A 12,848-nucleotide genomic window follows, 5' to 3' on the forward strand; every position below is an offset into this window, starting at 1 on the left:
GCTGACGTGGGTTGGCGGCTATTGCCCAGCAAAATTTGAATTGATCATCCATATATTACAGCCGGTATGCCCTGAATTGCCTAAGGGTTTATCCATTTTTATGAAGCCATATTTTTCATATATGCTTACTGCTTTTGAGAACTGCGGAAGGCTTTCAATATAAAGTTTTGTATAGTTCATTTCTTTGGCTGATTGAAAACATTGCAGCATTAATTGCTTGCCGATGCCCTTGCCCCGTATTTTGTTTGAAAGATAAAATTTAACCAGCTCGGCGCAATCTTTATCAAGGCCCTCGGTTGGATAAACGCCGCAGCAACCCAGCACCTCTCCATCAACCGCTGCCACCCAAAGCACTGAACGCGGCGTTTGAAATAATGCATATAAATCATCTGTAGTAGGATCGGTGTAAACCGTACCAAACGTGGGCGCTTTAAATTCATTAAACACTTCCCTTATCATTGCTGCAAGGGCAGCATTGTCGGATTCTTTTACTTTCCTTATACGAATGTCAGCCATTTTTTTTAATAGGTACTCAATTTAAGGAATTGCTCAATATTCAATACGCAATAATCAATGTGTAATCACAAGGCACCCGCAAAATAATTATTGAATATTGAGCATTGAACATTGATTATTTTAAAAACCGAGGTCAATTAAAGAATATCAATACATACTCTTTAATTAAACAATCATTATCTTCTCTCCTGTTGCGGCAGCTTTATAAATAGCATCTATCACTTTCATATCTTTTAATCCTTCTTCACCCGTTATGTGCGATGGCAAAGGTTTATTCTCCAACAGCAATTTGCTTATGCCATCCATTTGGGCAGCCTGCTGGTTTATATCCGGAAAATGCAATTCACCATTGCTGGTTCTGCCTTTGAAAGGACCGTAACTTATGCCCGGGCTTAACTCAAACTGGCCATCATCTGCTGATGCAAAAAAACGATCAACGTTACAATTATATGTACTTGTGCAATTGCTTACGAGGCCGCTTGGAAAATTAAGCTGCCACATAATAGATGCTTCCACTTCTGCAAATAATTGCTTATCCGTTACAGGGCCAAATTGCGCAGTAACAGAAAGCGGTTCTTCACCTGAAACATAGCGGCTGCTTTGCAAACAATAAATACCAACATTCATTAAAGGGCCGCCGCCTGACATAGCTTTTTTTAAACGCCATTCATTAGGATCGAAGGTACGATAACCAAGCGAAGCTTCAATTAAACGTACCTGCCCGAAAACTTTTTCCTGCCCTAATCTTTTCATCTCAAGATTATAGGGTTCATAATGCAGGCGGTAACCAATGGCTAACTGAACCCCTGCATTTTTACAGGCTTCTATCATTTCTTCACAATCAGCGGCATTTAATGCCATTGGCTTTTCGCATATAATATGCTTGCCTGCTTTTGCCGCACGAATTGTATATTCTTTATGCATTGAATTAGGCAATACGATATACACAAGGTCTATATCCTTATTATTTTTTATGTTATCAAAATTCTGGTAGTTGTAAATATTTTTATCAGGTATATCGTATTGTTTTTTCCAGGCTTCCGCTTTTGAAGGCGTGCCTGTTATTATGCCTGCAAGTTTGCAGTATTCAGCATCCTGGAATCCATCGGCAAGAATGGATGCATAACGGCCAAGGCCGCATAAAGCAATGTTGAGTCTTTTACCGGTATATTTTGAATCTGCATTTGACAATAATAATGAAGGCACAGCAACAGCAGCTGTTGATGCCGTAACAGCAAGCCCGGTGTTTAATAAAAAGGATCGCCGTGAGAGTTTTTTCATACGTTGGTTTTAAATGCAGCTAAACTAACCGCAACAAACCTGAAAAAATTTATAAAATAATATGAGCGGCAATTAATTATGTAGCAAATAAACCCGTACACTTGTTAGCCTGTTAAGGAAAAATCTACAATACAAATATCTGCGGGCAATGGTTTTATTAACTGCATTAAAAAGAAAACAATGGGTGAAGCTGAAGTTGATATAAATAATAAAATACTTACAATCCGTTCGCACATTATCACGTATGGAAATGCCTCTGATGCTGCTGTAACCGAACTGATACGCAGCGAAATTGAGACAATGTGGAATGAACCTCGGGCAATTGTGCATGTAAATAAAAAGCCTTTACGCGTTGTATTTTTCATAACGGCTGAATGGAAGCCCGGTATTGATATGGATGAAATTATCATGAATACTGATAGCCGCAATAATTATTTCCGTATAGAAAATTTTGCACACGGCAATATTTCTTTTGTAGATGACATTGGCTGCAACACCGGTTATTTTTTATTGGAAAATTTATATGCAGGTTCCACCACTGCAGCACATGAATATGGCCATACGCTCGGGCTCCTGCACCCTGAAGATATTGATATAAGAGGAAAAGGCGTGCCCGGCATCATGTATCCACGTGGCACACTCGTGGATGCACAATATCAATATGACCCATCCAAACCTGCGGGCGTAAAAGGTGGTACTATGTACCCTATTTATCGAAAGGTTTTTCAAAATGATATTGATAATCTTAAGCTCCACAAGCTGAGGCTTAAAAACGACAGGGATATTGTTGGCAGGTTTACCAATGTATATCATCACGATCACGGGCGGCAAGACCTTTCTTCATTTGCATAACAGAGCCATTTCCGGCACGTTCAGGCTAATCTGGTACAGTTATAGTATAGCTGTAAGAAAAGATAACGATATGTTTGACAAAATTCTTGAGCTTGTAAAAGAACATTTTGAGAATAATCCCGAAATCAAATCAAAGCTTACAGATGAACAAAAAGATGCTGTGGCAACAGAAGTTGCAACCCATTTAACGACAGGCCTTACCAATCATGAAGCCCTGCCCGGAGGCACAGGCGGAATACTTTCCATGCTGGAAAATGCGGGGTCGGCTGATAATCCTCTTACAAACGCAATGGAAAGTGGCCTCATCAACAGCCTTGCCTGTAAGTTTGGATTATCGCATGCTGTAACGGGCGCCATTGCAGAAGCATTGCCTGGTCTATTACAAAAATTTGCTTTAAGAGCAAAAGATCCAAATGATAAAAACATAACCACTACGGATATAACAAGGCCCATAAACGATAAAACCATTCCGGCAATTTAATTAGCCGCGAAAGGGCGATTTGTATTATTTACACATTAAGTATTAAATAAGGTGTAATAAAACTGATTGAAATTAATTTTTTTTAAAATATATACTTTTTTGAATGATAAATTTTTAAAAAAAATTTAGCAGAAAAAGATTTAGGATTTTTATTTTTCGCTAAGTTGCACCGCCCCGAAAAATGAATAAGCCGACTAAATTTTTACTAATTTTAGTTGCGCTGTGTTTTTATGTAAAAACCAACGCGCAACTACATGCCGATTTCACGTCCAGTCTTTCAGGAGGATGTTCTCCCCTTGTAGTTGATTTTACCGATATTTCATCCGGTGATCCCACATTATGGTATTGGGATTTAGGTAATGGCATTATATCCACCAATCAAAATCCAAGCGCTGTTTATGTAACGCCCGGTTCATATACTGTTAAACTGCACATTCAAAACTCACAGGGCGAAGATTCAATTATTAAAACAAATTATGTAATCGTTTACGATAACCCAACCGCCGAATTTAGCGGAACACCAACGGAAGGATGTGTTCCTTTTGAAGCCGGGTTTAAAGATTTAAGCACGCCCGGTTCAGGCTCAATTGAATCATGGACATGGGATTTTGGCGACGGGGTTATATCAAATGAACAAAACCCGGTTCATAAATATACGATTGTTGACAGTTTTGATGTAACGCTTACCGTTACCAACAGCTATGGTTGCCGCCAGTTTATAAATAAGCCGGCATATATTGTTGCCAATGGTTTAATCCAGGCGAAATTTACTTACGATTATAACAGCGCCTGCACAGAGCCGGTTACTGTAAAGTTCAGTAATACCTCAGAGGCAACACAGGAATTGAGTTACCAATGGGATTTTGGCGATGGCAGTTCACCAAGCACTGAAAAAGATCCTCAACACACTTATTTAAGCACCGGAGATTTTACCGTAACCCTCGTGGCTTCCAATAATATTGGTTGCACAAGCACTTATGTGCAGCATATTACGATTGGAAAATCAAAGTCTGATTTTACTTATACAACAGCATGCCTTGGTGAGCCAATAACTTTTACAGATTCTTCGTCCTTAAAACCGTTAAGTGAAAAGTGGAGTTTTGGCGATGGCGCCACAGCAGCTGGAGACACAGCAACGCATACTTACTCAAAACAAGGCAGCTACACTGTAAAACTGGTGGCTGATTTTGGCGGGTGTAAAGCTTCCGTTCAAAAAACCATATCTATACTGGCTGAACCTGAAGCAGATTTTGATGTTGTTGGAAATGCCTATAATTGCAGTTACCCGGCAACAATCAGCTTCAGCAATAAATCAAAAAATGCAAAGTATTATAAATGGATATTTGGCAACAACGCTGCCAGCGATGATGAGAATGCATCCTACACTTATACCAAACCGGGTAAATATACCGTTACATTAATTGCCTTTAATGCCAATGGCTGTTCAGATACCATAGTAAAGCCTGGCTTTATCCAGATTGGCGCCCCGCAAATAAAGAATATTAAAAACCTGCCTTTCAAAGGCTGCGCCCCGCAAACGCTTACTTTAACGCCGGTAATTGATACTGGTTATACAATATCATCTTATGCATGGGATTTTGGGGATGGAACTACGTCAAACATGGCAATACCAGTGCATGAATATAAGCAGGCTGGCGTTTACAACGTAAGGCTGATTATTACATCGAAAGAAGGCTGCTCAGACACTTTATTAATAAATAATGCAGTTTCACTAAGTGTTAAGCCTGATGCTGATTTTACAGCCGCCCCCACTGATGCCTGTGCTTCAAAAACTATTCAGTTTACCAATAATTCAACGGGATCTGTTTCAGAATGGATATGGGATTTTGGCGATAATTCAACTTCAACCCAGCAAAATCCTTCGCATAATTATGGAGATTCGGGGTATTTTGATGTAACGCTTATCACCGGCCAGTATAAATGTTATGATACAATTATAAAAAAAGCATATATCCATATAAATCCACCTGTGGCCAGGTATGAAATTATTTATGATTGCAATAATCCCTTTAATTACAGTTTTAAAGATGGTTCAACAGGCGCACAAACATGGCGGTGGGATTTTGGCGACGGGCAGACTTCTTCAGCGCAAAACCCTTCGCACACATATAGCTCAAAGGGCACATACAACGTAACGTTGACCGTGTCAAACGGCGCCTGTGAACACACTACCATCAGCACCGTCCGGGTTGTGGATGAACATCCTGTAGTTCAATATAATTTCGTTTCATCCAATACATGCAAGTATGATTCACTTCGCTTTTCTGTAACCAATTATGATGCAACCGGCATACAAAATTATCAATGGAATTTTGGTGATGGCAGCAAAGTAAATAAGGGCAGGAATGACAGCATTGTTTATCATTCTTACAATACTTCAGGCACTTATGCGCCTTACCTGGTTGTAACAGACGTGAATAAATGTGTTGACACAATACAAAATAATATTTCTGTAAAAGTTACCGGGCCAACAGCGGCATTTACCAATAAAAAGGGCGATTGCCTTAATTCAACTATATCCTTTGAAGATGCTTCAGCACCAGAACCCGGCAACAGCCTGAAAACCTGGATATGGAATTACGGGGATAACACGAAACCAGATACCTTAACCGGCGGGCCTTTCAGCCATACATATACTGCGAAAGGCAATTTTAATGTTTGGCTTAAAGTGATAGATAACAATAATTGTTATGATACGGCCACTTATAACAAACTAAGCATAACGCAGCCTGTTGCAGCTTTTGGAGTAAGCGATACCATCAGTTGCTCAAACAACTCCATAAAATTTGTTGATTCCAGTGAAGGCACTGCCATGCAGTATTCCTGGGATTTTGGTGATGGCGCTACATCAAAGCTTCAATCGCCTTTACATAAGTATGCCTATAACAATACATATAATGTAAAACTTGTAGTAAAAGATAAAAATGGCTGCGCCGATTCTTTATTCAAACCGCAATATATAACCGTTGCTGATGCAACCGCAGGCTTCTCTTTAACCGATAGCCTTTTTGTGTGCCCCCCGGCTTTTGTTGACCCGTCCAATTCATCCAAAAGCTATAAAAGTATTTCATGGGATTTTGGAGATGGCAATACATCTGGAGAAACAACGCCACAGCATTACTATACAAGGGCAGGCATATATCATCTCACATTAACTGTTTACGGATATGGTACCTGCACAGACACAATGACAAAAAGAATTATTGTAAAAGGCCCGAAAGCAACCTATAACTATGCACCACTTACAGGCTGTGATGCCATTGCAGCCAGGTTTTCAGCCAAAGGTGAAAACGTAGCCAAATACACATGGGATTTTGGTAACGGGGAAGTGCTGAATACTAAAAACACGCTGGTGCAATACAGCTATATAAAGGCGGGTAAATATTTACCGAAGCTTGTTATTGAAGATACAAGCGGTTGCCGTGTGGCTATTATAAATAAAGACACTATTACAGTTGCTTCTGCAAATGCAAAGTTCAATACCGAACGTATGGCAGGTGTGTGCGATTCTTCTTTATTTGATTTTAAGAATGCAAGCAATGCGGCTTATGATAACATAACCGCCTATAAATGGAAGTTTGGCGATGGTGATTCTGCAATGGAATCGCATCCAAAACATTATTATAATGCCGAAGGACGTTATAATGCATTGCTGCATATTACAACCCGCCTTGGCTGCACATCAGAATTTAAATTACCGTTAGATATTAAGATTGATGCATCGCCCGAAATATCTGCAGTTATCCCGGCAAGCACCTGTGTAAATGATGGTATTTCAATTTCCGCAACCGCTAATGCAGGTTCTCCGGCAATTAATGCATGGCGATGGGACTTAGATGACGGCAGCCAGCTTAATACCAGCAATGCCACGCATACTTATACGGATGCCGGCACCTACAATGTGGCTGTTTCAGCCACAACCAAAGCTGGCTGTTCCGATACAGTTATTCAAAAACTCCTTGTAGCACCGCTTCCTTCCACAGATGCGGGAAATAATGTTATTATCTGCCGCGATCAGTCGGTGAAGCTGCAGGCTTCAGGAGCTGATAATTATGTATGGAGATCAAGCGCCGTTCTTTCCTGCCAGGATTGTGCAGCACCCAATGCATCGCCCGGAAGAAATACAACTTTTTATGTAACGGGCATCAGCAGGTATGGCTGCAAAGCATCCGATTCTGTTACGGTTGAAGTAAAACAGCCTACTGCTATTAAAGCAAGTGCGCCGGATACGGTTTGCGCGGGCACCATTGTTAATCTAATCGCATCGGGCGCCGAAACCTATAAATGGGGACCGGCTGATCTGGTTAAGAACAGTACGGATTCTATAACATCATCTGCGCCAACATCATCCGTAACTTTTACAGTGGTCGGCTCAGACAGCCAGGGATGTTTTTCAGATACAGCTTCCTTCTACGTGAATGTTTTTCCTATACCAACCATTCAGTTAACGGATTCTGTTATCAATCTTACCGGGGGAAACAGTTACCAGGTTAATGCCACAGGCTCGCCCGACATAACAAAATGGTTATGGAAGCCCGCCATAAACATTTCATGCACCAATTGCCCCAACCCGGTAATAAGCCCGAAACAATCTACATTTTATACGGTAAATGCATCAAATGTTGCCGGTTGTTTTACAGAAAAGATTGTAAGGGCAAACGTTTTGTGTAATGGTGAAAATAACCTGTTCATTCCAAATACATTCTCTCCAAACAATGATGGCGTGAACGATTATTTCTATCCGAGGGGAAAAGGTTTAATGACGATAAAGTCTATAAGAATATTTAACCGTTTGGGAGCACAGGTATTTGAACGCAGCAATTTTCCTGCAAACCAGCAATCGTATGGCTGGGACGGAAAATATGCAGGCAAAGCCTTGCAACCAGATGTATATGTTTACATAGTTGAGATTAGCTGCGAGAATGGCCAAAAGATAAGTTCGAAAGGAAATGTGACTTTATTACGCTGATTTTTTGAAGAAGGACTAACATAAATCTGTTTAAAATCCAATATCCAATTAATATGTATTGTAAGAATGCTTATTCTGAATGCATTATTGCGGCAGTAAAAAAAATATCGATGCAAGCGCTGGCATTGTATTGTTGTTGCTGCACGTTAAACGCTAATGCCCAGGACCCCCATTTTTCCCAGTTTTTTGAAGCGCCTTTATTGCGCAATCCATCGCTTGCCGGATTGTTTGCAGGCGATATACGGTTGCAAGCCGTTTACCGAAATCAATGGCAAAGCGTAACAACGCCTTATCAAACGTCTTCGGTAAATTTTGAGTATAAGCAACCGATAGGCCGCGGCAATGATTTTATTACCACTGGAGCGCAGGTATTGTTTGACAAGGCCGGCGTTACAAATTTTACTACTACCAATATTTATCCTGCGTTAAACTATCACAAATCGCTCAACGATTCAAAAAGCAAATACCTTTCATTGGGCATAATGGGTGGTTATGTTCAAAGGAGGATTGACCGCAGCAAAATAACAACCAACAACCAGTTTGACGGCAACGGCTACAACCCGGCTTTAAACGATGGTGAAACGCTTACCAAATTCAGCTACCACTACTGGGATGGAAGCATTGGCCTTTCATTCAATTCATCTATTGCAAACAGTGAAAGAGATTATTATTTTATTGGCGTGGCATATCATCATTTCAACAGACCTGTTAATTCCTTTTATACCAATCCGCCGGTTGAATTAAACCCCAAGCTCGTGCTTTCGGGCGGCGTGCATTTTTCTGTAAATGATTATTCGGACATTATTATACAGGGTGATTATTCAAACCAGGGCAACTATAATGAGGCAATTGGTGGTTTTACATATAGCAGGAAACTGGGCGATGATTATGAAGACCCACTTTATCTTATTCATCTCGGCGCATATATGCGCTGGAAAGATGCGATAATACCGGTAGTAAAGCTTGATTATCTTCCTTTTTCTGTAGCGGTAAGCTACGATGTAAATATTTCACAACTTAAAACAGTGAGCCAATACAGGGGCGGATTTGAAGTATCGCTTACTTATGCAGGTTTCCTGGACCGGGACAATTCAACAAAAAATGCGGTGTTATGCCCAAGATTTTAAAGAAGGAATTGCGGTTTAGTATTAAAGAAATGCAAAATTTTTGAATAAGCCGCTAAAATGGGCGGCAATTTGGTCAATATATTTATTAGCTATAATTTTATTGTAAGAATATGAATAAAATCTCTACACAGCAACCTTTAAAACGTTTAATACATTTTGTGCCGGTAGCAATAACCTGTGCTGTTTTACTTTTATGTTCCAATGTAGTAAACGCTGTAAGCCCGCCTGTTAGTATAAACGTTCAGGCAAAAAATGTTAAATGTTACCCCAACCCGGCTATATCCTTTATAAACTTTGAAGTTTCGCAGAAATACGTGAATAAAAATTACGCACTGCAGGTTTTTAGTTTTACGGGTAAAAAAATGTACGAAACCACATTAACGGCATCTAAACTTACACTCACATTTACAAACGATTATTATCGCGGTATCTATGTATATCAGTTAAGGGATGCCAGCGGCAAAATTGTAGAAACGGGTAAATTCCAGATAAACAAATAAATAAATCACTGAAATATTTTTCTGAACGCCTGGCCAAAGCAAGCCGGGCTTTTTTATTTTTGGTTTGAAATAAAGCCGCCTATCTTGAATTTACTTGAAAATATTTCGCTCAAACCATATAATACTTTTGGCATTAATGCAACAACCCGTTTTTTTTCAGGTTTTTATGCTATTGATGACTTAAAAGAGCTGCTGCTTTTTCAGAAGCAGCAAAAACTAAAAAGCTTAATACTTGGCGGTGGCAGCAATGTGCTTTTTACCAAAGACATTAACGGAATAGTTTTAAAAAATGAATTAAGAGGAATAGAATTGGTAAAAGAAGACATGAACCATTTCTATATAAAAGCAGCCGCGGGCGAAAACTGGCACCAGTTTGTTATGCATTGCATCGAAAAGAATTATGCCGGCCTTGAAAACCTGAGCCTTATCCCGGGAAACGTTGGCGCATCGCCCATGCAGAATATTGGCGCTTATGGTGTGGAAATAAAAGATGTATTCGAAAGCCTGGAAGCCTTGCATATAAAAGATCTTTCAACCAGAACTTTCAGCGCCAATGATTGTGGATTTGGTTACCGCGAAAGTGTTTTTAAAAAGCAATATAAAGATGAATATATAATCCTGAATGTTACTTTCAGGCTGAACAAACAACCTGTTTTTAATACATCTTATGGCGCTATTGAACAGGAGCTTGAAAAGATGAATGTTCGTGAATTATCTATTAAAGCTATATCACAGGCTGTAATCAATATCCGCAGCAGCAAACTGCCCGATCCTGCAAAAATTGGAAACGCAGGAAGCTTTTTTAAAAACCCGATAATCTCATCAAAACAATTTGAAACATTGCAGCAAACAAACGCAGGTATGCCGCATTTTGCAGTTGATGATGCTCACGTAAAAATTCCTGCTGCCTGGCTTATTGAACAATGCGGGTGGAAAGGATACCGCGAAGGCGATGCTGGTGTGCATGTGCATCAACCGCTTGTGGTGGTAAACTATGGTAACGCAACCGGTGATGAGATTTATGAACTCTCCAATAAAATTATAACCAGTGTTAAAGCCAGGTTTGAAATTAAACTTGAGCGCGAGGTAAACATTATTTCAATCTAAAAGAGTTGCTTTATCAGTCTTCAGGGCCGGCAGTATTTTTTGTTTGGTTTTTAGCGGCCTTACTCTTTTGATAATTCATTTGTTCTTCGTGGTTGTAAACTTCTTCTTTATAACCTTTGTCTTTTGCAGTAAAAGGCCTCGTATTCGTTTTATTAGCTGATGTACTTTTTTTAGCGGCCTGCTTTATGGTTTTCTTCATAGCTGTATTTTATATAATCTTATACAAATATTAAACCCGCTTTGCAAGCGGGTTTAATATTATAGTTATCAGAAGGAAGAAAATTTTTATTTAAAACGCTTTTTAAAATTCTGATTACGGCTATTGCTGTTACCGTTATTATTGCGGTTACGGTTATTATTGCCATTATTACGGTTACGGTTATCACCGCGGTTATTGCCATTACGGCTTCCAAAATTTTGCCTTCTTCCATTATTACCTCTGCCATAATCATCACGTTCAAAAGCCGGGGGGCGGTGTTTTATATAAGGCGTATTACTAAACTCAAGCTGCCCGCCTGTCATTTCATTCAGCTCGGTACGAATAGCATCATCGTGCACGAGTTCTTTATGCCAGTTGCTGTAAGCAAGTTTCATGTAATAGGCAATAGCGTTAGCAAAGCCTTCCTTCTTTTCAGCATCTTCTTCATTAAGTGCCTTATCAATAATGATTTCGAGGTTTTTACCAAGATGAGAAAATTTGGGATAGCGTTTTGGATAAGGCAGCGGATCTGGCTTCTGTTTGTAAGTTTCCCTTTGCGGAATAGGATAAGGACTGTCAACATCCAGTTTAAAATCGCTTATAAAAAACAGGTGGTCCCATAATTTATGCCTGAAGTCTTCCACATTTTTCAAGTGAGGATTTAAAAAACCCATCAGTTCAATCAGCACCTGGGCCTGTTGTTGTCTTTTCTCCCTGTCTTCGATAGTTAGCAGGTATTCCACCATTTTTTGTATATGGCGGCCATATTCACGCATACTCATTTTATTGCGTGTAGTATTGTATTCCATTAAAGTAAAAATATTAGTCGGCAAATGTAATTTAATCAGCTAATCATGCAACCTGCAAATTCTTATTGCCATGTTATAAAAAGGGTTACCGTTTCAATCAGCAGTAAAAGTAAAGCTGCAAAGTTATAGCCATTTGAGCAATTTTCATTAACCAGTTTTCGGCAGTTAAATTTACCAGCCGCCACTGGCGCCGCCACCGCCACTGCTTCCACCGCCAAAACCACCGAAGCCTCCACCTCCAAATCCGCCTCCACCAAAACCACCACTGCCTCTGCCCCAGCTTCCGCCGCCGGGAAAAATAGTTGGGATTATCCATGGATTAAACCCTCTGCGGCTCATCATGCCGCCACCACGGCCACCACCTCTTCCCCTGCCTATGATAAAGAAAATAATTATAAGAATTATGATGAAACCGATTATGTTACCACCATCATTATCATCATCATCTTTGGTTTTACCGCGTTCTTTATATTCGCCTGCAGCAGCTTTTTCCAGAGAATTTATTGCTTCATCAATACCCCTGTAATAATCGCCGTTCCTGAAATTCGGGGTAATATCGTTATTTATAATATCACTTGACTGCAAATCAGTTATAGCACCTTCCAAGCCATACCCTACTTCTATCCTTATCTTCCTGTCTTCTTTTGAGATGAGCAGTAAAATACCATTATTATGCTTTGAACCGCCTATACCCCATTCACGAAAAAGCTTAACAGCATAATCTTCTATCGGCACATCATTCAGGCTGTTAATGGTTACAACGGCTATCTGGTTACTGGTTGTATCATTAAAAGCAACCAGTTTTTGTTCCAGGATATGCGCCTGTTCGGGAGAAAGTAAATTAGCGTTATCAACAACTAATCTCGGTGGGTTTGGCGCCTTTAAAACCTCCTGCGCACTAAGATTAATTGTGATAAAAGCAAAAAATAATATGTATAAAAAACGTTTCATTATAATCTTCAAATAGATAGGTTTTTTTAGATATA

The 12,848-nt window shown here is 39.8% G+C and carries 11 protein-coding genes; 6 read left to right on the forward strand and 5 right to left on the reverse strand.

The genetic code is table 11. The annotated features are described in order from the left end of the window. Positions 1-18: 18 nt before the first annotated feature. On the reverse strand, positions 19-516 hold the full coding sequence (locus BM015_RS20090) for a GNAT family N-acetyltransferase (protein ID WP_090662944.1): 498 nt from the start codon (positions 514-516) through the stop codon (positions 19-21). Between the two features lie 165 nt (positions 517-681). Continuing rightward, complete coding sequence (locus tag BM015_RS20095) at positions 682-1,797, reverse strand: Gfo/Idh/MocA family protein (protein WP_090662946.1); 1,116 nt, start codon at positions 1,795-1,797, stop codon at positions 682-684. Between the two features lie 180 nt (positions 1,798-1,977). Between BM015_RS20095 and BM015_RS20100 the strand changes: the two genes are divergently transcribed. The 6 genes from BM015_RS20100 to murB all read left to right on the forward strand — a co-directional run bounded on the left by BM015_RS20100 (position 1,978) and on the right by murB (position 10,854). Then, on the forward strand, positions 1,978-2,649 hold the full coding sequence (locus tag BM015_RS20100) for a peptidase M10 (RefSeq protein WP_090662948.1): 672 nt from the start codon (positions 1,978-1,980) through the stop codon (positions 2,647-2,649). A 70-nt stretch (positions 2,650-2,719) separates the two neighbouring features. Further along, complete coding sequence (locus tag BM015_RS20105) at positions 2,720-3,130, forward strand: hypothetical protein (protein ID WP_143075931.1); 411 nt, start codon at positions 2,720-2,722, stop codon at positions 3,128-3,130. Positions 3,131-3,311: 181 nt separating this feature from the next. Continuing rightward, entirely contained in the window at positions 3,312-8,120 is a 4,809-nt protein-coding gene (locus tag BM015_RS20110) for a PKD domain-containing protein (protein WP_090662952.1), read from the forward strand. Positions 8,121-8,230: 110 nt separating this feature from the next. After that, a complete protein-coding gene (locus BM015_RS20115) occupies positions 8,231-9,247 on the forward strand; it encodes a PorP/SprF family type IX secretion system membrane protein (RefSeq protein ID WP_090662954.1) in 1,017 nt (338 codons plus the stop codon). Positions 9,248-9,357: 110 nt separating this feature from the next. Continuing rightward, a complete protein-coding gene (locus tag BM015_RS20120; RefSeq protein WP_090662956.1) occupies positions 9,358-9,747 on the forward strand; it encodes a T9SS type A sorting domain-containing protein in 390 nt (129 codons plus the stop codon). 84 nt (positions 9,748-9,831) lie between these two features. Continuing rightward, entirely contained in the window at positions 9,832-10,854 is a 1,023-nt protein-coding gene (gene murB, locus BM015_RS20125) for a UDP-N-acetylmuramate dehydrogenase (protein WP_090662957.1), read from the forward strand. A 13-nt stretch (positions 10,855-10,867) separates the two neighbouring features. Here the strand turns inward: murB and BM015_RS20130 are convergent, their stop codons facing one another. The 3 genes from BM015_RS20130 to BM015_RS21995 all read right to left on the reverse strand — a co-directional run bounded on the left by BM015_RS20130 (position 10,868) and on the right by BM015_RS21995 (position 12,825). Further along, positions 10,868-11,053: a hypothetical protein gene (locus tag BM015_RS20130; RefSeq protein ID WP_090662959.1), complete on the reverse strand. Its 186-nt coding sequence runs from the start codon at positions 11,051-11,053 to the stop codon at positions 10,868-10,870. A gap of 86 nt (positions 11,054-11,139) precedes the next feature. After that, positions 11,140-11,862: a DUF4290 domain-containing protein gene (locus tag BM015_RS20135; protein ID WP_090662961.1), complete on the reverse strand. Its 723-nt coding sequence runs from the start codon at positions 11,860-11,862 to the stop codon at positions 11,140-11,142. Positions 11,863-12,033: 171 nt separating this feature from the next. Next, positions 12,034-12,825, reverse strand: coding sequence for a TPM domain-containing protein (locus BM015_RS21995; RefSeq protein ID WP_262497268.1), 792 nt, complete (start codon positions 12,823-12,825; stop codon positions 12,034-12,036). Positions 12,826-12,848: the final 23 nt, after the last annotated feature.

It is taken from the genome of Parafilimonas terrae, from assembly GCF_900115755.1.
GTDB classification, from domain to species: domain Bacteria; phylum Bacteroidota; class Bacteroidia; order Chitinophagales; family Chitinophagaceae; genus Parafilimonas; species Parafilimonas terrae.